This is a genomic window from Campylobacter concisus, assembly GCF_003048905.1.
GTDB lineage: Bacteria > Campylobacterota > Campylobacteria > Campylobacterales > Campylobacteraceae > Campylobacter_A > Campylobacter_A concisus_V.
In genome coordinates this window covers 685,942-706,871 of sequence record NZ_PIRO01000001.1, presented here as the reverse complement: position 1 = coordinate 706,871, position 20,930 = coordinate 685,942, and the positions used below count along the sequence as shown (strand labels likewise).

The window sequence follows — 20,930 nt, the reverse complement described above, 5'->3', positions numbered from 1 at the left end:
AAATAGGGAGAGATTTTACTTCAAAAAAGGTTAAAAGATAGTTAGAAATTTAAAACTTCTATACTATAAATTTACATTCAGCTTAATAACACTTTTATACGATTCGTATTACTATGCAGAAATATTTTTAAACAAAGGGGATTGTGATGAAGAAAATTTTGCTTGTCTTTTTTTTGTTGTTCGGTGCTCTTTCTTATGCAAATGAAAATACCGTTGTGGTCGCTATCGAGGAGCAAACACCTCGTATAAATCCACTTTACGACGAAGATCACGATCCTACGCTTTCACTAGTTTTCTCGGGACTGACGAGCCACGATGAAAATAGCCACGTCGTGCCTGAGCTTGCGAAGTCTTGGCAGGTGAGCGATGATGGGCTGGAGTATGTTTTTGAGCTAAGAGATGATGCCTTTTGGCATGACGGGGTGAAATTTAGTGCAAAGGACGTTAAATTTACCATTGAAGCGGCTCAAGACAAGAAGCTAAACGCGCCTGCTATCTCAAATTATGAAGTCGTAAAAAGCGTTGAAATTTTAGACGATTATAAAGTAAAGATTACGCTTAATGAGCCGTTTCCGCCATTTCTTGATGCGCTTAGCTTTGGCGTTTTGCCTGAGCACATTTTAAAAGGCAAAGATATCTCAACCGATAAATTTAACGAGGCTCCAGTAGGAACTGGCGCATACAAGCTAGTAAAATGGAAAAAAGATGAGAGCTTGGAATTTGTGGCAAATGAGAAATTTTACAAGGGTGAGCCAAAGATAAAAAGGGTATTTTTTAAAATTGTTGGTGATGAAAATTTAAGGCTCGTTGGGCTTAAAAGTGGTGAGATCGACGTCGCACTCATCTCTCCAACTGGTGTAAATTTCATAAAAGATGATAAAAAGCTTAGCCTACTTAAGTTTAAAAGTGCGGACTATAGAGCTTTGATGTTTAACTTTAATGATCCTCTTTTTCAAGATAAAAATGTAAGAATCGCCCTAAACTACGCGGTAAATAAAGATGAGATAGTTAAAAATTTATTTCACGGATATGCAAGCGTAGCGAATAATCCGATAGAAAAAAGCTTTGCAAATGACGGTGAGTTTAAATTTAGCTACGATCCGCAAAAGGCCAAAGAGCTACTTGAAAAGAGCGGCTTTAAGAAAAACAAGGCTGGCTTTTTTGAAAAGGACGGCAAGGAGCTTGGCTTTGACATCTACGCCTTTAATAACGACATCTTAAGGGTCAATCTAGCCAAAATTTTAAGCAGTGAGCTAAATAAATTTGGCGTGAGAGTCAAGGCCTACGCAAAGCCAAGAACAGCCTTTAGCATAAGCGAGGTTGATAGCTTTATTATTGGCTGGGGAAGCCCGTTTGACCCAGATTTTCACACGTATAGGATCTTTGGTGGATTTGCCGATGTGAGCATAAATGAAAATGGCTGGAATTTTAACCACTACAAAGACGCAAATGTCGATCTTGCCCTAAAAAATGCAAGATATACAAAGGATGTGGAGCTTAGAAAAAAATACTACAAAGAATTTCTAAAAGCGCTTTTTGAAAATCCACCTTATATTTTCATAGCCTATCTTGGCTATCCGCTCGTCTTTAACAATAAAATTTCAGGCATAAAGACGCAAATTTTAGGTCACCATGGGGCTGGATTTTTATGGAACATAAGAGAGTGGCAAGTAAAATAGTGGATAAAAGCTTTGTTTAGAGCCATTTTAAAAACAGCTATCTCAAGCCTTGGGTTGCTGTTTTTTATCTCATTTTTTCTATTTTTGCTCATATATTTTTTGCCAGGAAACGTCACTGATGCGATGTTTTTGCGAAGTGAGGCGGTGAGTGTGGCTATAAAAGAGCAAATTTTAGAAAATTTGGGGCTAAAAGATGGCTTTTTTGTGCAGTATTTTAGATGGCTAGCTCACTTTGTCACTGGGGACTTTGGCACTAGCTTTGTAAGTGGAGCAAGCGTTTTTTTACTCATTAAAGAGAGACTTTTAAACTCTCTTATCTTATTTTTTGCTTCGTTTTTTCTGATAGTTTTTTTGTCATTTTTCTTGGGGCTTTTAAGCGCCATTTATAAAAATAAATTTGCCGATATCTTTATAAATTTTAGCTCCTTTTTGCTGGCATCACTACCGCATTTTTACATCGCACTCGTGCTAATAGCGATCTTTAGCGTCTATCTAAACATGCTGCCAAGCTTTGGGGCAAACGAGCTAGGATCTAGTGGGGTGGGAGCTAAATTTATCATCTTGCCAACGCTTGCCATCATCTTGCCACACCTTGGCGCAAACGTGAAATTTGTAAGAGACAGGCTAAATCAAAGCCTAAACGCTGACTTTATCCAGACGGCTCACGCTAGAGGTTTGGGGCGGGGCAAAATTTATCTTTTTGCCATAAAGCACGCAAGCACCGATATAGTCTATTATTTCGCCACACTTGTGGCTGGCGTTTTTGCTGGCTCATATGTTATCGAGAGCATTTTTTCATTTCCGGGCATAGGCAAGCTTAGCCTTGATGCAGTCATCGCCAAAGACTATCCAGTCGCACTTGCGACCATTTTACTAACGGCTGTTTTTGTTGTTTTTGCAAATTTACTGGCTAAAATTTTCGCTATCTTGGCAGATAAGAGAAATTTATGAGAAAAGTCATATTTTTTCTAGCCTGTTTTGTGTTTTTGTCACTTGTCATATTTGCCTTTGTGACGCCATTTTTCTCTAAATTTGAGCCAAATTTCACTGACTTTATGGCGGTAAATTTAGCTCCAAGTAGCGAGCATATCTTTGGCACTGACATCCTAGGCAGGGACAATCTCATAAGAATGGCCTACGCGCTTAAAAACTCGCTTCTTATCTTGCTTCTTGCTGGCTTTTTAACGACACTTTTTTCGCTCATATATGCCTATTTTGGCACGAGCAAGAGCAAAATTTACGAGAGCCTTTTTGATAAGGGGATTGATGCCTTTTTAAGCACCCCAAACATCGTTTTTATCATGCTTTTTAGCTCGTTTAGTAGCGGAGATCTGCTTATCACCTCTTTTATCATCGCCATTTGCTCCTTTATGCAAGGCGCAAAAGTCTTTATGCAAAATTTTAGACTTAGTAAAAAGTGCGACTACGCCGAGCAGGCTGTGATAAATGGAGCTGGTAAATTTAGCCTGATCTGCTTTGAAATTTTGCCAAATTTAAAGCATCTAATAGTTAGTATCTTTGGCATAAACGCGATAAACGCAGTCGTCATGGAGGCCACACTTGGCTTTTTTGGCGTGGGTAGCGACGCAAATAAAATAAGCCTTGGCATCATGTTAAATGAGAGCAAAGAGGCGCTTTTTCTGGGCTCTTGGTGGATGGTGCTTTTCCCTGGCGTGACGCTCTTTTTGCTCATTCTCGCAACCTCGATCATCACGTCAAATTCAAAAAATGGCAATATAAAAATATGATAGAGATTAAAAATTTAAACGTTTTTTATAAGGATAAGAAGCTTTTGCGTGAGCTTGATTTTGGCATGAGCGAGGGTAAATTTATAGGTATCACGGGTGCAAGTGGCAGTGGCAAATCGCTCTTTGCAAAGAGCCTAATAAGGCTTTTTGATGATAATTTTAGAGTGAGGGCGGATAAATTTAGCATTTATAAAAAAGATATCTTAAAACTTAGTCAAAATGATCTAAAAGAGCACCGAAAAAAGGTTGCTGCACTTATCTTTCAAAACTCCGTTGCCAGCCTTCATCCACTCTTAAATGTGGGCGATCACTTTAACGCCTATCTTGGTGGCGATAATAAATCAAATAAAGAGCTTGCGTTTGCTTATTTTATGGAGTTTGGACTGGGTAATGCTAATCTCATCTGGCACAAATACTCATATGAGCTAAGTGGCGGTGAGGCGAGCCGCGTGCAGATAGCTCTGGCGCTTTGCCTGAAGCCAAAAATTTTGATCTGCGACGAGATAACAAGTGGGCTTGATAGCATTAGCGGAGGCCAAGTAGCAGGCATCTTAGAGGGCTTAAAAGGCAAGATAAGCGTCATCTTTATCTCGCATGATGAGGCGCTGACAAACTATCTTAGCGATGAGATTTGGCAGATGAGAGATGGGCGGCTAAATTTAAAGGAAAATGCGTGAAAATAAGGCTTGAAAACGTCTCAAAAAGTTTAAGTTTTAAGGAGCATTTTAACGCTAGAGCCGAAGTGCTGCATCTTTTAGAGGGGATAAATTTTGAGCTTGATGATGGCGAAAATTTAGCCATTTTGGGTCAAAGTGGCAGTGGAAAAAGTACGCTTGCAAAGCTCATATCATTTAGCGAACCAAAAAGTGGGGGCAAAATTTACATAAACGATGAAGAGATCACGGACAAAAATGAGCTCAAAAAAGACATCAGATATATCTTGCAAAATCAAAAACAAGCCCTAAATCCAGCGCTAAAAGTAAAAACCGCAATCGCTCACGTGAGGTCATATCTCAAGCTTAGCTTTAGTGAAAATGAGCTTAAAGAGCTTTTAGCTAATTTAAATTTAAAAGATGAAATTTTAGAAAAATTCCACTCTCAACTAAGTGGAGGCGAGGCGACAAGGGTCGGGATACTGCTAGCGCTTCTTTCAAAGCCAAAGGTCTTAATCTGCGACGAGATAACAAGCGGGCTTGATAACGAGACAAAGCAAAAGATCGTAAATTTGCTTTTAAGCTTAGATGAAAAGATCAGCATTATTTTTATCACGCACGATATTTTAAGTGCGATGAAGATAGCACAAAAAGTGCTAATAATCGAGGCCGGCAAGCAGGTGGCGTGGGGTAAATTTGAAGATCTTGCAAGCCAAAATGTCCTTAAAAAATACCTTGACGCAGCTAAATTTTATGACGCCAAACTTTGATATAATGCAAGCAAAAAAGGTCAAATTTGCTAGTTCATATCTGCTGCTCGGTCGATAGCCACTACTTTTTACAGCGCCTACGAAAAGATCATCCAAATGAACGAATAGTAGGCTATTTTTATGATCCAAACATACATCCATATAGCGAATTTTTACTGCGTTTTGAGGACGTGAAGCGAAGCTGCGAGAAGCTAGGCATCAAGCTTTTATGCGGCGAATACGACTATGAGGCGTGGCTTGGTGGCACAAAGGGGCTTGAAGACGAGCCAGAAAAGGGTAAAAGGTGCGAGTACTGCTTTGATTTTCGTATGAAAGACTCCGCTAAAAAGGCACTTGAGCTTGGTCTAAATAAGATCACGACGACACTTTTGATGAGCCCAAAAAAGGACTTTACTCAGCTTAAAAAGGCACTTGATGAGGCGGTGGCTGGCTCAAATTTAGAGGCGGTCGCAGTTGATTATAGAAAAAATGGTGGCACAAGCGAGCAGTTTATCCTCGCTAAAAAGGACAAACTCTATCACCAAAACTACTGCGGCTGCGTCTTTGCGCTAAAAAAACAGCGCGACTCGCAAAATTTGCCCCAAAGTGAGCTAATGAGCGAGCTGCACGCAAGGGCACTTTATGGCAGCATAGAAGCGAGGCTTGAGCTTTACAAAAAGGTGCGCGAGTGCGAGGCAAAGGGAGAGAAATTTCACCTTTTTAGAAGAAGGTTTTTAAACTACAGGCTTTTACGCGCTAGTGTGAAATTTCAAAACGCTGTGATACCAAGCTACTTTGTGCTCTACTCTGGCTTTAAAAGAGAAAATTTGAAGCTAAATGTAGAAAATTCCTGCGAAATGGACGATGAGCTAAAAGAGGGCGCGATATTTATGAGCATAGAGCGCTTTAATAAATTTACAAACAGCAAATTTAAAAGCGTTGATGAGCTTTGCAAAAGGCCGCTTGAGCTTGATGATGAGCTAAAATTTCGCCGTGAGATAAGCGGGGAGTTTTCGCAAAATCCTATCATCATCTTAGACGAGGTCAAAAAGGGTAGCTACGAAATTTACGCAAAGGCTGTTTTTTACAACGATAGCGAAGAAATTTTGGTTTTAGACTAAAAGGTAAGTTTATAAAATTTATCTTAAAGCAGTGAATTAAATTTTTGCCACATAAGGCGAAATTTAGAGATTTTTAAAAGAGGCTAATAATTTTTTTCTTAGTATAAATTTGTTACAATCGCCACAAATTTACATTACTAAGGCTAAAACGTGATAGACGTCGTAGAAATTCAAAAAATTCTTCCACATAGATTCCCATTTTTACTTATAGATAGAGTTGTCGAGCTAGAGCCAGCTAAGAATATCGTAGCTTACAAAAATGTAACCATTGGCGAGCCGATATTTCAGGGGCATTTCCCAGGTCACCCGATCTATCCTGGCGTGATGATAATCGAAGGTATGGCGCAAGCTGGCGGTGTGCTAGCGTTTAAGAGCATGAGTGATGAGCATCAAGCTGGTATCGAGAATAAAGTAGTCTATTTTATGAGCATAGACGGAGCAAAATTTCGCCATCCGGTCCGTCCTGGAGATAGACTAGAGTATAGACTAAATGTGCTAAAACACAAAGGAAATATCTGGGTGCTTGATGGCAAGGCATACGTAGATGACGCACTTTGCGCTGAGGCTGAACTAAAAGCGATGATAGTCGATAAATAGGCTTTAAGAAAAAGAGATACAATGAAAAATATCCACCAAACAGCCGTTATAGAAGATGGAGCGATCATTGGAGATGACGCAAATATCGAGGCTTATGCGTTTGTAAGTAAAGATGCGGTCCTTGGCAACAACGTCACGATAAAGCAAGGCGCAAGGGTGCTTGGCAAGACTAAAATCGGCGATAACTCTCGTGTGTTTAGCTATGCGATCGTAGGTGATATCCCACAAGATATCAGCTATAAAGATGAGACTGATACCGGCGTTATTATCGGAGAGCACGCAACTATACGTGAGTTTTGCACTATAAACTCAGGCACGCACAAGGGCGATGGCATAACAAGGATTGGTGATAATGCCTTTATTATGGCATATTCTCACATTGCACACGACTGCATAATAGGCAGTAACGTCATTTTGGCAAATAACGCAACCCTGGCAGGTCACGTCGAGCTTGGTGATTATGCTGTTGTGGGCGGTCTTACGCCAATTCATCAGTTTGTTAGAGTGGGTGAGAGCTGCATGATCGCAGGGGCTAGTGCGCTAAGCCAAGATGTAGTGCCATTTTGCCTAGCTGAGGGCAACAGAGCTTATATAAGAAGCTTAAATTTAGTTGGCATTAGGCGTAGATTTGACAAAGAACAGGTTGAAGAGCTTGTTCGCGCTTATAAATTTTTGTTTAATCAAGGCATTAGCCTAAAAGATCAAGCAAACGAGCTAATAGCAAAAACCAGCGATGAAAACGTTAAAAAAATGTGTAAATTTATATTAGAAACGACAAGAGGAATTCCGCTTGCAAAAGGAAGAGATTAATGGCTAGAAAGTGTAATTTTTGTGGCGAGGCTGAGTCTGCTGAGAGAAGATTATTAGCAGATATCGAAGGAAACGCCTATATATGCGAGTACTGTATAGCAGCAGCATACGATATGATACATGGTGATACAAGTGTAGAAGAGAGTAAAAACGAAGAGGCGATAGAGTATCAAAAGCTAACTCCAAAGGAGCTAAAAGCGGTACTTGATAACTACGTGATCGGTCAAGATAGGGCTAAAAAGGTCTTTAGCGTCGGCGTATATAACCACTATAAGAGAATTTTTAAACAAAGCGACATCAAAGACGACACCGAAATTTCAAAGTCAAACATCTTGCTTGTTGGTCCAACTGGAAGCGGCAAGACGCTGATGGCTCAGACTTTGGCGAGATTTTTAGATGTGCCTATCGCGATTTGCGATGCGACAAGCCTAACTGAGGCTGGATATGTCGGCGAGGACGTTGAAAATATCCTTACTAGGCTTTTACAAGCTGCAAATGGCGATGTTAAAAAGGCGGAGCAGGGCATTGTCTTTGTAGATGAGATCGATAAGATCGCTAGAATGAGTGAGAATAGAAGCATTACAAGAGACGTTTCAGGCGAAGGCGTACAGCAAGCACTTTTAAAGATCATCGAAGGAAGTGTCGTGAACATCCCACCAAAAGGTGGTAGAAAACATCCAAACCAAGACTTCATCCAGATAGATACGACAAATATCTTATTTGTTTGCGGTGGTGCATTTGACGGACTTCTTGATATTATTGAGAGAAGGGTTGGTAAAAACGTACTTGGATTTAACCAAGAAAAACGTGGCAAAAATGAAAAAGAAAATTTACTAAGCCTACTTGAGCCAGACGATCTTGTAAGATATGGCCTCATTCCAGAGCTTATTGGCAGACTTCACGTAGTAGCTACTTTAAACGAGATAACAAAAGAAGATATGGTTAAAATTTTAACTGAGCCAAAAAATGCGATATTAAAACAATACCAAAAGCTTTGTGCGATTGATGGTGCTACGCTTAAATTTGATAATGAAGCACTTGAAGAGATAGCAAGTCTAGCTATTGAGAGAAAGACTGGAGCCAGAGGGCTTAGAAGTATAATGGAAGAGCTTATGACAGACATAATGTATGAGCTACCAGAGTTAAAAGAGTATGATATTGTTATCTCAAAAGAGACTGTAAAAGATAAGGCAAAGCCAATTTTAATAAAGCACGATAAGAAAATAGCATAAAGGAAATAGATGTTTTTAGATCAGGTTATAGGTTTTTTCTCAAGTGATATGGGCATAGATCTCGGCACGGCAAATACACTTGTTTTGGTAAAAGATAAAGGCATAATAATAAATGAGCCTTCTGTTGTTGCAGTAAGGCGTGAGAAATATGGCAAACAAAAAATTTTAGCGGTCGGACATGCTGCAAAAGAGATGGTAGGAAAAACTCCAGGCGATATCGAGGCGATAAGGCCGATGAGAGATGGCGTTATTGCAGATTTTGATATGACTGAGCGCATGATACGCTATTTTATAGAAAAGACTCACAAAAGAAAAAGCTTTTTACGCCCAAGGATCATCATCTCAGTTCCTTATGGGCTAACCCAGGTCGAAAGAAAAGCTGTTAGAGAAAGTGCTTTAAGTGCTGGAGCAAGAGAAGTATTTTTGATCGAAGAGCCTATGGCAGCAGCGATTGGCGCAAATTTACCAGTTCGTGAGCCACAAGGTAACCTAGTAGTTGATATCGGTGGTGGTACGACTGAGATAGGTGTTGTCTCGCTTGGTGGTCTAGTTATTTCAAAATCAATCCGCACAGCTGGCGATAAGATTGATATTAGCATTGTTAATTACATAAAAGAGAAATATAATCTGCTAATAGGTGAGAGAACAGGCGAGGAGATAAAGATCGCCGTAGGTTCTGCTGTACAGCTTGAAAAAGAGCTAAGTGTAGTGGTAAAAGGTCGTGACCAAGTGAGCGGTCTTTTAAGTAGAGTCGAGCTAACAAGCGAAGATGTAAGAGAGGCGATGAGAGAGCCACTAAAAGAGATCGCAGATGCGCTTAAAACCGTACTTGAGATGATGCCGCCTGATCTTGCTGGCGATATCGTGGAGACTGGTATCGTACTAACTGGCGGCGGAGCGCTTATTAGAGGACTTGATAAATTTTTATCTGATATCGTTAAACTTCCAGTTTTTGTAGCTGACGAGCCATTACTTGCGGTTGCTAGAGGAACTGGCAAGGCACTTGAAGAGATTGGGCTTTTACAACAGCTGACAAATGAAGAGTAAGATTGTTCTTTTTGTTTTTATAGCATTGCTTGCTACGGCCTCAGTTTTCAAGGGAGAAATTTTAAGTAATCTTTCTATCGGGTTTAGTAACTATGCTACAAATTCATACGACAATTTTGCTAAAAGCGTGAAAGACTATATAAACGAGTATTTTAGGCAGGCTAGTGAGATAGAAAAACTAAGAGCGCAAAATGAAGAGCTAGAGCGCTCAGCCACGCTTCTTTCTACTTTTGCGAACGAGCTAAATCAAATTTTAAAAGATAAAAACTCGACTGCCTATGCCCCAGCTGTAAAGCTAGTAAAAGGGCTTAGCTACGTGCATATCGGGGATTATAATAAAATTTGGATAAGCGAGTTTGAAGGATACGATCCAAATAAAATTTACGGGCTCATCTATCAAGGAAATAGTGCTGGTATCGTCATCGCAAAAGATGGCAAGCCACTAGCTTACTTGCAAAATGACCCAAAAAGTATATTTGCAGTTTATATAGGAAATGACAAAATTCCAGGCGTCGCGCATGGAAATCAAGGCCAAATAATGGTGAAATTTATCCCACAATGGCTCAGCCCAAAAGAGGGTGACGAGGTCTTTACGAGCGGGCTTGACGGGATATTTTTTAGTGGGGTGCCAGTAGGGCGCGTGAGTAAAATTTTAAAAGAGAGCTCCTATCAAAGTGTGATAGTTGAGCCCTATGCAAAGCTAAACATACCAAACTACCTATACGTTGTAACAAAGGAAAAATGATGCCAAAAAGAACAGACATAAATACCATTTTGCTAATCGGCTCAGGCCCTATCGTCATCGGTCAAGCCTGCGAATTTGACTACTCAGGCACACAAGCAGCCAAGACGCTAAAAGAGCTTGGATACCGCGTAGTGCTTATCAACTCAAACCCAGCCACCATCATGACTGACCCAAATTTCGCCGACGCAACGTATATAGAGCCGATCACAAAAGATAGCATTTTAAAGATTATAGAAAAAGAAAATATTGATGCCATCTTGCCAACGATGGGCGGACAAGTAGCGCTAAATGCCGCTATGGAGGTCTTTGAGAGCGGACTTTTAAAGGATGTCAAATTTCTTGGTGCAAACCCAGAAGCGATAAAAAAAGGCGAAGATAGACAAATTTTTAAAGCGACCATGCAAAAGATCGGTATGGACCTGCCTGAGAGTAGATATGCTTACAATATGGATGATGCGCTAAATGCGGCAAATGAGATAGGCTTCCCACTTATCATAAGAGCTAGCTATACGCTTGGTGGCGCAGGAAGCGGCGTGGCTTATAATATGGATGAGTTTAAAGAGCTAGCCAACACTGGCCTTGACGCAAGTCCGATACATGAAATTTTGATAGAAGAGAGCTTGCTTGGCTGGAAAGAGTACGAGATGGAGGTCATTAGAGATAGAAATGACAACTGCATCATCGTTTGCTCGATCGAAAATTTTGACCCAATGGGCGTGCATACAGGTGATAGTATCACGGTTGCGCCAGCTTTAACGCTAACAGATAAAGAGTATCAGGCTATGCGTGACGCTAGCTTTGCCATACTTCGCGAGATCGGCGTTGATACGGGCGGTAGCAACGTGCAGTTTGCCATAGATCCAAAAACAGGCCGTATGATCGTTATCGAGATGAACCCACGCGTTAGCCGAAGCTCGGCGCTAGCAAGTAAGGCTACTGGCTATCCTATCGCAAAGGTCGCGACTCTACTAGCAGTTGGCTTTAGTCTAGATGAGATCAAAAACGACATCACAGGCACACCTGCTAGCTTTGAGCCGGTGATTGACTACATCGTGACAAAGATCCCACGTTTTACATTTGAGAAATTCCCAGGATCAAACCCATATCTAGGCACTGCGATGAAGTCAGTTGGCGAGGTTATGGCCATTGGCAGGACATTTAAAGAGAGTATCCAAAAAGCGCTTTGCAGCCTAGAGCGTGATCTTTGCGGATTTAATAGCTTAAATTTAGAAAAAAATGCCTTGGTTTATGGCATCAGAAATGCAAACGAGCAGAGAATTTTATATATTGCGCAGGCATTTAGAGATGGATTTAGCGTAGCTGAGGTGCATGAGTTTAGCAAAATCGATCCTTGGTTTTTAGAGCAAATTTATGAGATAGTTAAATTTGAAGATAAGATCGACATGGATATATTAAACAACGAAGAGCTGCTACGAGAGGCTAAAAGCATGGGCTTTTCAGACAAGATGATAGCTGTGCTTATAAATGAAAAAGATGATCTTGAGCTTAGTCAAAATGATATCTATTTTGCTAGGCAAAAGCTTGGCATCGAGCTTGAATACAATGAGGTTGATACTTGTGCGGGCGAATTTAAGGCACTAACACCATATCTTTACTCATCTACAAATATCACTAAATTTCCTAAAAAAGAGCTTGCAAAAGACGCTAAAAAGGTGATGATAATAGGCGGCGGTCCAAACAGGATCGGCCAGGGCATAGAGTTTGACTACTGCTGCGTACATGCAAGCTACGCCCTAAGAGACCTTGGCATAAAAACGATAATGTACAACTGCAACCCAGAAACCGTCTCAACCGACTACGACACGAGCGATATTTTGTACTTTGAGCCGATTGATTTTGAGCACGTTAGATCAGTCATCGAGCGCGAAAAGCCAGATGGTGTGATCGTGCATTTTGGCGGACAAACTCCGCTTAAATTTGCAAAACGCCTAAGCGTGATCGGTGCCAAGATCATCGGAACAACCGCAAGAGTGATCGATGTGGCCGAGGATAGAAAGAAATTTAGCGAATTTATAAATAAAATTGGCGTTCTTCAGCCTAAAAATGACACCGCTACTAGCCTAGAAGAAGCCTTGCAAAAGGCCGCGACTATCGGCTATCCAGTGCTAGTTCGCCCAAGCTACGTCCTTGGCGGCAGGGCGATGAGAAGGGTGCACAACGAGAGCGAGCTAAAAGAGTATATGAGTGAGGCGGTCAAAGTTAGCAACCACTCGCCAGTACTACTTGATAAATTTTTACAAGATGCAAAAGAGCTCGACGTAGACGCGATATGTGACGGAAAAGAGGTCTATATCGGCGCGATAATGGAGCATATCGAGGAGGCTGGCATTCACTCTGGTGACTCAGCTTGTATATTGCCACCGATGAGTTTAAGCGATGAGATGATAAAAAAAGTAGAGAAGCAAACCAGAGATATCGCACTAAATTTAGGCGTTGTCGGCCTTATGAATATCCAGTTTGCTATCTATGAAAACGAGCTTTATATGATCGAGGTAAATCCTCGCGCGAGCAGGACCGTGCCATTTGTAAGCAAGGCTACTGGCGTGCCTATGGCTAAGGTGGCGACAAGAGTTATGTGGCAGGGAAATTTACGTGAGGCGCTTAAATTTTATGATGATTACAAGGTTGTTTATGAGGACGGCGACATCCTAAAACCTCGCGTAAGTTCGCATATTTGTGTAAAAGAGTGTGTATTGCCGTTTAACAAGCTAAGTGGCGCCGATCTCATCCTTGGTCCTGAGATGAAGAGTACGGGTGAAGTAATGGGCATAAGTCACGATTTTGCAAGCTCATTTGCAAAGAGTCAGATCGCTGCGAGCAATACTTTGCCAAGCAAAGGCAGAGTATTTTTAACACTAGCTGACGCTGATAAATCTTATGCGCCTGATCTTGCAAAAGAGCTAATAGCGCTTGGCTTTAGCATCATCGCAACTGGTGGTACGCATAAAATTTTAAGCGAAGCTGGCGTTGAGGCTGAGTTTGTCTATAAGATAAGTGAGGGCAGACCAAACGTTGAAGATAGGCTCAAAAACGGCGATATCGCACTTGTTATTAACACAAGCGATACAAAATCAAGCGTGGATGATGGTAAAAAGATCCGTCAAAACGTGCTTAGATTTAAAATTCCTTACTTTACAACGATCCGCGCAGCACTTGCTGCTGCTAAGTCGCTAAGTGCAGTTCAAACTGGCAAAGCACTTGAAGTAAAAAGCTTGCAAGAGTATTTATCTAAAAAATAATAAATTTAAGGCAGTTTAGCTTATAGCTAAACTGTTTTTAAAGTATTGCTGGAAGCAGTAGATGTCCATATATGGCATTTTGCTTTGAATTTTAGTCTAGCTTTCATCAATCTAGTAATATTAAAGCTTATGTTTAATATAATCTCACTCAAAAGGAGAGATTATGAAAATTTTAAATGCTTTTTTTACAGGTATTATATTTGTCCTTGCTCCTATTTTTACGCTATTTGTTGGAATTTACAACAACTACTTTTCTTACTATGGCATAAGTGAGTATTTTAATGTTATTTTTGTTGATAACGTACCTTTCTTATGGCTTTTGCCAGTATTTTTTATATTTGGGTATTGCTTTTTTTACGCGCCTTTTAGAAAAATTTTTAGAGCCTTTTATTTAGTTTTGTTGATAGTTTGTGCTTTTAGTTGGTATCCTGACTTTGGACGCACTTTAGGAGAGAATTATTTTATGAGTAAATCGCTATCTTTAGATATCTCATCAAATTTAGAAAATGAGCAAAAGACTGATGGAAAGATACTTTATGAAGGACGAAGAGAAATTTATTTTTTAAGAAGCGATAATAATAAAGTCGTTAAAATTTCAAAGTAAAGTTTTACCTTTATTTAGTTAAAATGGCATAAAAATTTAAAGGTTTAAAATGCGTTTAAAACTCCCACACGTTCCATATATTTCACATAAAATAGCAATAGATCTTCTAAATTGTGGTTTTGTAAAACTAAATAAAGGCATTGAGCCAATCGTAGCAAAAACAAGTGAAATTTTAACAGTCGATATTCAAAAAGAAAGAGCTTTAGATGAGCGAGTAAATGAGCTTTTGGAGAAAAATGAAGATGAGATGCAAACTATGCAAATTGACCGCAAAAATATGTTTTGGCTCGTTAAAAAGAAGCTCGCAGGTGAATTTGATGTAATTTTAACCCACGAAGATAGATTTAGCAATATCGCTCACAAAGTGCTTGAAACTATTTGGAAGAGCGGTCTTGTTGATTATAATGTATCTGAAAATCGCGTAAAAAATGTGATTTATAACTCAATAGACGAGTACTTAAAAAGCTATGAGAAGATAGAAGATGATGTTTATGAAATGATACAAAATTATAAACATAAGCTAATCCCAGGAACTGATGAATATGATCTTGTCTTTGAGCGTTTGTATCAAGATGAGCTTAAAAAAAGAGGTATGCTTTAATGAAAGCTTACATTTATATTGAAAATGGTGTTTTTTTAGAAGCAAAAGCTTTTGGTGCTCATGGTGAGTGTGCAGGCGAGCTCGTTTTTAATACCTCGATGACTGGCTATGAAGAGATCATGAGCGATCCAAGCTATGCTGGTCAGTTTATCGTCTTTACCATGCCAGAAATAGGCATAGTAGGTATAAACGAAGACGATATGGAGAGTCTTAGAATTCATGCAAGTGGCGTTATAATGAGAAGCTACAATGAAATTCCATCAAACTACCGCTCGCAAAAATCTTTGGGAAAATTTTTTGAAGAGCAAGGTAAATTTGGCGTTTATGACGTTGATACTAGGTATTTAACAAAGATGCTACGTGACGAGGGTGCGCTTATGGCCTATATCTCAACGCAGATAAGTGATAAAGATGAGCTAAAACGCAGGCTTGAAAGTAGCGGGCGTATTGAAAATATAAACTACGTGAAAACAGTTAGCGCGATGGACGAGTATGAGCACAAAAAAGGCGCTTGGGATAAAAATTTAAAGTCATATAAGCCGCTAAAAAGTATTGGTAAAAAGATAGCTGTTTTTGACTTTGGTGTAAAGAGAAATATCTTAAACGAGCTATGTGAAACTGGTCTTGAAGTCATTGTCGTGCCACACGACACTAAGGCTGAAATTTTAATAGAAAAATTTAAAAATGGCGAGATAAATGGGGTATTTTTATCAAATGGTCCTGGTGAGCCAAAAAATTTAAAGGCCGAAATAGGCGAGATCAAAAAGATGATAGAGGCTAGGATACCTATATTTGGCATCTGTCTTGGACATCAATTACTCTCAAACGCCTTTGGATACGAGACATATAAGCTTAAATTTGGTCAGCACGGAGCAAATCACCCAGTGCTAAATTTAGAGACAAAAGCGATCGAGATAACAACACAAAATCATAACTACAACGTACCTGAGAGTATCGCAGAAGTAGCTGTTGTGACTCATAGAAATTTATTTGACAACACAATCGAAGGCGTGAGATACAAAGACTATCCGATCTTTTCGGTCCAGCACCACCCAGAAGCAAGTGGCGGTCCAAGCGAGAGTAAATATATATTTAAGCAGTTTTTAGAAATTTTATAAGATGCAAAATATAAACCTTTACATGATTATCTCAGTTGCATTTTTAAGTAGTTTTAGTCATTGTGTAGGTATGTGTAGCGGATTTTTGAGCTTGCAGACTCTATTTTTTAAAGGTAAGAATAAAATAGAAATTTTAATGCTAAGCACACTTTATAGTCTAGCTAGAATTTTTGCTTATGTAGTTTTAGGAACTTTATTTGGCTACTTTGGAGCTGTTGTTAGCTTTAGTATACAAGCAAGAGGTGTGATATTTTTTATAGTTGGCTTAGCGATCGCGTTTATCGGCATTGCCTTGCTTTTTAGGGGCGAGCTTTTAAAATTTGTGGAGAATCAAAAGGCACTTAATTTTGTAGTAAGAATTGCAAAAACGAGGATTCAAAAGAAAAATTTAGCAAATTTTTTATTACTTGGTTTTTTAAATGGCTTTTTGCCTTGTGGTGTGGTTTATTATTTTTTGGCACTTGGGATTTTAAGTGCAAATTTTATTTATTCGGCTTTTATAATGCTTGTATTTGGTCTTTGTACATTGCCAGCTATGCTTTTAGCTAGCTTTGTATTTGGGATTTTAAATGAAAAATTTAAAGACATAATGTTTAAGATTTCGGCTAGCATAATGATAATAAATGGAATTTATCTATCATTTTTAGGATATAGAGCAAATGCCTAAGATAGTTAAAGTAAGAGAGATAATTGTTAATTGCGTCAAAATTTATGATGTTTGATAAATATAACCAAAAAGGAAGAATAAATGAGCAAGATTCTTAATAATCTAACCGTTCTTATCGTTGAGAATGAGGGAGATGGTAAAAAAATAGTACAAGAAGTTATGCGAGATAAATTCGAAAAAGTTATCACTGCTCAAAATGGCGATGAAGGACTTAAGAAATTTAAAAAATATAATCCAAATATGGTTATAACAGACGTTTTTATGCCTATAATGAATGGCCTTGATATGGCTAAAAGCATTAAAGAAATTTCAAAAGATACACCTATTATAGTTTTTAGCACAAATAGTGAAAAAGAAACACTTCTAAAAGCGATAGATGTTGGTATTGATAAATACGTTTTAAAGCCGATTGATCTTGATGATTTTTTGGTTACATTAGAAAATGTTGCTAAAAATAAAATAGAAACAGCAAATATTATTCAGGTTGCAAATGGATATAGTTTTAATAAAATAAAACGTGTGCTTATCAGAGATGGTGTTGAAATTTCTCTTACAAAAAAAGAACTTGCATTTATATCTTTACTCATAAAAAGACTTGGTACGCTTGTGCTTCATGATGAAATAAAAAATGTTGTTTGGGTCGGTGAGAGCGTAACAGAGGCTGCTATTAGGACCTTTGTTAAACGTGTTAGAGATAAAGTCGGTAGTAATTTTATAAAAAATGTTCCTGGACTTGGTTACAAAATAGACAGAAGACTCTCCTAGTAAAAGAGAATTTATATTAATTAAGTCTTTTTATAGTTTTTCTACTCTAAAATAACCGAAAATTAATATAAATTTAACTAGGAGGAAAATTTATGCGACCATCCCAGTTGCTACATTATGATTATAGTGTGGCAAAACTCTTTATGTTCTCCACGATATTTTTTGGTATTGTTGGCATGGCTATTGGTGTTTTGGTGGCTTTTCAGCTTGCCTGTCCTGATCTAAACTATATAGCTGGTGAGTATTCGGCATTTGGTAGATTGCGTCCTCTTCATACTAACGGTATCATTTTTGGTTTTATGCTCTCTGGTATATTTGCCACTTGGTATTACATTGGACAGCGTGTTTTAAAAGTATCAATGAGTGAATCTCCGTTTTTGATGTTCATTGGTAAGCTTCATTTTTGGCTTTATATACTTGTTATGATTCTAGCTGTTGTGACACTTTTTATGGGCGAGAGTACATCTAAGGAGTATGCCGAGCTTGAGTGGCCACTAGACATTGCAGTAGTAGTAGTCTGGGTGCTTTGGGGCGTAAGTATATTTGGACTTATTGGTATACGCCGCGAGAAGACACTTTACATCTCAGTTTGGTATTACATTGCTACATTTCTTGGCGTTGCTATGCTTTATCTATTTAATAACATGGAAATTCCAACAAGACTAGTTAGTGGATATGGCTCATGGCTACACTCAGTTTCGATGTATGCTGGCTCAAATGATGCTTTGGTTCAGTGGTGGTACGGTCACAACGCAGTTGCGTTTGTATTTACAGTAGCGATCATCGCCCAAATTTATTACTTCTTGCCAAAAGAGAGCGGACAGCCAATATTTTCTTATAAGCTTTCGTTATTTTCATTCTGGGGCCTTATGTTTATCTATCTTTGGGCTGGCGGTCACCACCTAATATATACTGCTGTGCCTGATTGGATGCAGACTATGGGTTCGGTTTTTTCTATTGTTTTGATTTTGCCTTCTTGGGGTTCAGCTATTAATATGCTTCTTACAATGAAAGGCGAATGGACACAACTTCGCGAGAGCCCGCTTATTAAATTTATGATTCTAGCTTCAACTTTTTATATGTTTTCAACTCTTGAAGGCCCTATCTTGGCTATCAAATCTGTAAATGCACTAGCTCACTATACTGACTGGGTGCCAGGACACGTACATGATGGTGCACTTGGCTGGGTTGGTTTTATGACTATGGCGGCACTTTATCATATGACACCACGTATCTTTAAGCGCGAAATTTATTCAAAATCCTTAATGGAAGCTCAATTTTGGATACAAACAACAGGTATCGTTTTATACTTTGCTTCGATGTGGATTGCTGGTATTACGCAAGGTATGATGTGGAGAGCAACTGATAGCTATGGAAATTTACTCTACTCATTTATTGATACTGTTGTAGTACTTATACCTTATTATTACATTAGAGCTATTGGCGGACTTTTGTATTTGATTGGCTTTTTGATGTTTGCTTACAATATCTACAAATCAACTTCTGCTAAAGCTATTTTGGCAGAGCCAAAAAGTGCAACGCCTATGGGCGGTGCTAAAGCCAATGTGGAGGTGATGTGATGTTTGCTTGGTTAGAAAAAAATCCATTCTTTTTTGCAGTTTGCGTATTTATCGTCATAGCCTATGCTGGCGTAGTAGAAATTTTACCTGACTTTGCAAATAGAGCTAGGCCACTTGAGGGTACAAAACCTTATACGGTTTTAGAGCTTGCTGGAAAAAATATATATATACAAAATGGTTGCAACACCTGCCACTCACAGATGATACGTCCGTTTAAAGCTGAGACTGATAGATATGGCATGTATTCGCTAAGTGGCGAATTTGCTTATGATCGTCCGCATCTTTGGGGTTCAAAAAGAACGGGCCCAGATCTTATGCGTGTGGGTAATTATAGAACGACAGATTGGCATGAAAATCATATGTTAAACCCAGCCTCTGTTGTGCCAGGTTCGATCATGCCAGCATATCCATTTTTATTTAAGAAAAATGCTGATATAGAGACCGCTTACGCTGAAGCACTAACTGTTAAAAAGGTCTTTAACACGCCTTATGATGAGAAAGATATGCCAGCTCTTGGTACTTTTGAGCAAGCAAATGCCAACGTGAAAGAGCAGGCTGCAAGTATCGTTGAAAGTATGAAAGATGAGCAAGTAAAAAGTGCCTTTGCAAAGGGTGAAATTCGCCAGATCGTGGCACTTATCGCCTATCTAAATAGCCTAAAATAGGAGTTAATAATGGATATTAGAGAACTTCAAGCTTATGGCTATTTTATTTTGACAGCATTCTTAGCTATCACTTTGTACGCTTATTTTTTTCATCTTTACAAAAGTGAAAAGCAAGGTAGAAGAAATTATGAGAAATATTCGAAATTAGCCCTAGATGATGAGATCGGAAGTAAAATTTTAGAGCAAAAGGCTACAAAGGAGAGCGTATGCAATGGCTAAATTTAGAAGATAATATAAATTTACTTGCGTTAATAGGTGCCATCTTAATTATCGTACTAACTGTCGTTGTAGCTGGTAAGTATGTTGGTCAAATGAAAGTTAAAAAAGATGAAAGTGTAGAGCTTAGCGAGCATAACTGGGATGGGATAGGCGAGTATAAAAATCCAGTTCCATTCGGTTGGGCGGTAGTTTTTTTACTAACGCTTGTTTGGGCGATCTGGTATTATTTACTTGGTTATCCACTAAATTCTTACTCACAAATCGGTGAATATAATAAAGAGGTAAAAGAGGCAAACGCTAAATTTGAAAAAGAGTATTCAAACCCAAGCAAAGAAACGCTTCACGCTATGGGAGAGAGCGTATTTTTGGTGCAATGCTCAGCATGTCATGGCATCACAGGCGATGGCATTGGTGGCAAAGCTGCAAATTTGCAAATTTGGGGTAGCGAACAAGGAATAATTGATACGATACTAAATGGCTCAAAAGGGCTTGATTATCCTATGGGTGAGATGCCAGCAGGGCTAGCTGATGCTGATGGAGCAAAGGCTATCGCAGCTTATGTTGCAAAAGAGATAAGTGCTATAAAAAGTACAAAAAATGAAAATTTAGTAGCTATGGGAAAAGAGCTTTACGTAGCTTGTGCAGCTTGTCACGGAGATGATGGCAAAGGCATGGATGGTATGTCGGCTGATATTAGTAAATATGGTTCAAGTGAGTTCATCGTAGATGTACTAAATCGTGGTAAAAACGGCAACATCGGTGTTATGCCTAAATTTAATGATGGCAGGCTAAACGAGATACAACAAAAAGCAGTTGGCGAATATGTCATATCGCTATCAAAGGGCGAATAATGGAAAATAAAAATAGAAATATCTTTGCTTTAAATGGCATTAGCGGTTATTTGGTGGCAGTTTTGCTTTTGCTATCTATCCTTGGCGTACTTACTTATATTGGTATTGGCTTGCAAAAAGATGTAGCAACCAAGCCTTACTCATTAAAAGATGCAAGTAGCATTGAGATGAAGAGCGTTGATAACGCTAAACACGTCATTATAAAGGAGTAGTGATGCT

Annotated in this window: 22 protein-coding genes; all 22 read left to right on the top strand. The window is 39.0% G+C overall.

Annotated features, from left to right (window positions below; all coding sequences use genetic code 11):
• Positions 1-146 precede the first annotated feature (146 nt).
• The 22 genes from CVS95_RS03565 to CVS95_RS03460 all read left to right on the top strand — a co-directional run bounded on the left by CVS95_RS03565 (position 147) and on the right by CVS95_RS03460 (position 20,923).
• Positions 147-1,679 carry an ABC transporter substrate-binding protein gene (locus CVS95_RS03565; protein ID WP_107695591.1) on the top strand — a complete coding sequence of 511 codons (1,533 nt, stop codon included), beginning with the start codon at positions 147-149 and terminating at the stop codon, positions 1,677-1,679.
• Between the two features lie 12 nt (positions 1,680-1,691).
• Positions 1,692-2,630 carry an ABC transporter permease gene (locus tag CVS95_RS03560; protein WP_107695590.1) on the top strand — a complete coding sequence of 313 codons (939 nt, stop codon included), beginning with the start codon at positions 1,692-1,694 and terminating at the stop codon, positions 2,628-2,630.
• Positions 2,627-3,427: an ABC transporter permease gene (locus CVS95_RS03555; RefSeq protein WP_107695589.1), complete on the top strand. Its 801-nt coding sequence runs from the start codon at positions 2,627-2,629 to the stop codon at positions 3,425-3,427. Before CVS95_RS03560 ends, CVS95_RS03555 begins: the two co-directional genes overlap by 4 nt.
• Positions 3,424-4,104, top strand: a complete 681-nt coding sequence (locus CVS95_RS03550; protein WP_107695588.1) for an ATP-binding cassette domain-containing protein — start codon at positions 3,424-3,426, stop codon at positions 4,102-4,104. The genes CVS95_RS03555 and CVS95_RS03550 overlap by 4 nt, the downstream gene beginning before the upstream one ends.
• Entirely contained in the window at positions 4,101-4,850 is a 750-nt protein-coding gene (locus tag CVS95_RS03545; protein ID WP_107695587.1) for an ATP-binding cassette domain-containing protein, read from the top strand. The genes CVS95_RS03550 and CVS95_RS03545 overlap by 4 nt, the downstream gene beginning before the upstream one ends.
• Before the next feature lie 26 nt (positions 4,851-4,876).
• Positions 4,877-5,950, top strand: a complete 1,074-nt coding sequence (locus CVS95_RS03540) for an epoxyqueuosine reductase QueH (protein WP_107695586.1) — start codon at positions 4,877-4,879, stop codon at positions 5,948-5,950.
• A gap of 150 nt (positions 5,951-6,100) precedes the next feature.
• Entirely contained in the window at positions 6,101-6,547 is a 447-nt protein-coding gene (gene fabZ / locus CVS95_RS03535) for a 3-hydroxyacyl-ACP dehydratase FabZ (protein ID WP_087585230.1), read from the top strand.
• Between the two features lie 21 nt (positions 6,548-6,568).
• The gene (gene lpxA, locus CVS95_RS03530; protein WP_107695585.1) at positions 6,569-7,357 is read left to right on the top strand and encodes an acyl-ACP--UDP-N-acetylglucosamine O-acyltransferase; all 789 of its coding nucleotides are present in this window, start codon (positions 6,569-6,571) and stop codon (positions 7,355-7,357) included.
• Entirely contained in the window at positions 7,357-8,589 is a 1,233-nt protein-coding gene (gene clpX / locus CVS95_RS03525) for an ATP-dependent Clp protease ATP-binding subunit ClpX (protein ID WP_107695584.1), read from the top strand. The genes lpxA and clpX overlap by 1 nt, the downstream gene beginning before the upstream one ends.
• Positions 8,590-8,598: 9 nt before the next feature.
• On the top strand, positions 8,599-9,636 hold the full coding sequence (locus CVS95_RS03520; protein ID WP_021090637.1) for a rod shape-determining protein: 1,038 nt from the start codon (positions 8,599-8,601) through the stop codon (positions 9,634-9,636).
• Positions 9,626-10,381 (top strand): rod shape-determining protein MreC, encoded by a 756-nt coding sequence (gene mreC / locus CVS95_RS03515; protein WP_084109149.1) that lies wholly within the window; start codon positions 9,626-9,628, stop codon positions 10,379-10,381. Before CVS95_RS03520 ends, mreC begins: the two co-directional genes overlap by 11 nt.
• Complete coding sequence (gene carB, locus CVS95_RS03510; RefSeq protein ID WP_107695583.1) at positions 10,381-13,641, top strand: carbamoyl-phosphate synthase large subunit; 3,261 nt, start codon at positions 10,381-10,383, stop codon at positions 13,639-13,641. Before mreC ends, carB begins: the two co-directional genes overlap by 1 nt.
• A gap of 163 nt (positions 13,642-13,804) precedes the next feature.
• A complete protein-coding gene (locus CVS95_RS03505; protein WP_021090558.1) occupies positions 13,805-14,245 on the top strand; it encodes a hypothetical protein in 441 nt (146 codons plus the stop codon).
• 49 nt (positions 14,246-14,294) lie between these two features.
• Positions 14,295-14,846: a DUF507 family protein gene (locus tag CVS95_RS03500; protein WP_107695582.1), complete on the top strand. Its 552-nt coding sequence runs from the start codon at positions 14,295-14,297 to the stop codon at positions 14,844-14,846.
• The gene (gene carA / locus CVS95_RS03495) at positions 14,846-15,964 is read left to right on the top strand and encodes a glutamine-hydrolyzing carbamoyl-phosphate synthase small subunit (RefSeq protein WP_107695581.1); all 1,119 of its coding nucleotides are present in this window, start codon (positions 14,846-14,848) and stop codon (positions 15,962-15,964) included. Before CVS95_RS03500 ends, carA begins: the two co-directional genes overlap by 1 nt.
• Before the next feature lies 1 nt (position 15,965).
• Positions 15,966-16,631 (top strand): sulfite exporter TauE/SafE family protein, encoded by a 666-nt coding sequence (locus CVS95_RS03490; RefSeq protein WP_234400002.1) that lies wholly within the window; start codon positions 15,966-15,968, stop codon positions 16,629-16,631.
• Positions 16,632-16,712: 81 nt separating this feature from the next.
• A complete protein-coding gene (locus CVS95_RS03485) occupies positions 16,713-17,396 on the top strand; it encodes a response regulator transcription factor (protein WP_107695580.1) in 684 nt (227 codons plus the stop codon).
• A 92-nt stretch (positions 17,397-17,488) separates the two neighbouring features.
• Entirely contained in the window at positions 17,489-18,976 is a 1,488-nt protein-coding gene (ccoN, locus tag CVS95_RS03480) for a cytochrome-c oxidase, cbb3-type subunit I (RefSeq protein ID WP_103640797.1), read from the top strand.
• Entirely contained in the window at positions 18,976-19,641 is a 666-nt protein-coding gene (gene ccoO / locus CVS95_RS03475) for a cytochrome-c oxidase, cbb3-type subunit II (RefSeq protein WP_084041629.1), read from the top strand. The genes ccoN and ccoO overlap by 1 nt, the downstream gene beginning before the upstream one ends.
• Positions 19,642-19,647: 6 nt before the next feature.
• The gene (locus tag CVS95_RS03470; protein ID WP_081004420.1) at positions 19,648-19,860 is read left to right on the top strand and encodes a cytochrome c oxidase, cbb3-type, CcoQ subunit; all 213 of its coding nucleotides are present in this window, start codon (positions 19,648-19,650) and stop codon (positions 19,858-19,860) included.
• Positions 19,848-20,711: a cbb3-type cytochrome c oxidase N-terminal domain-containing protein gene (locus tag CVS95_RS03465; RefSeq protein WP_107695579.1), complete on the top strand. Its 864-nt coding sequence runs from the start codon at positions 19,848-19,850 to the stop codon at positions 20,709-20,711. Before CVS95_RS03470 ends, CVS95_RS03465 begins: the two co-directional genes overlap by 13 nt.
• A complete protein-coding gene (locus CVS95_RS03460; protein ID WP_021090794.1) occupies positions 20,711-20,923 on the top strand; it encodes a DUF4006 family protein in 213 nt (70 codons plus the stop codon). The genes CVS95_RS03465 and CVS95_RS03460 overlap by 1 nt, the downstream gene beginning before the upstream one ends.
• Positions 20,924-20,930 lie beyond the last annotated feature (7 nt).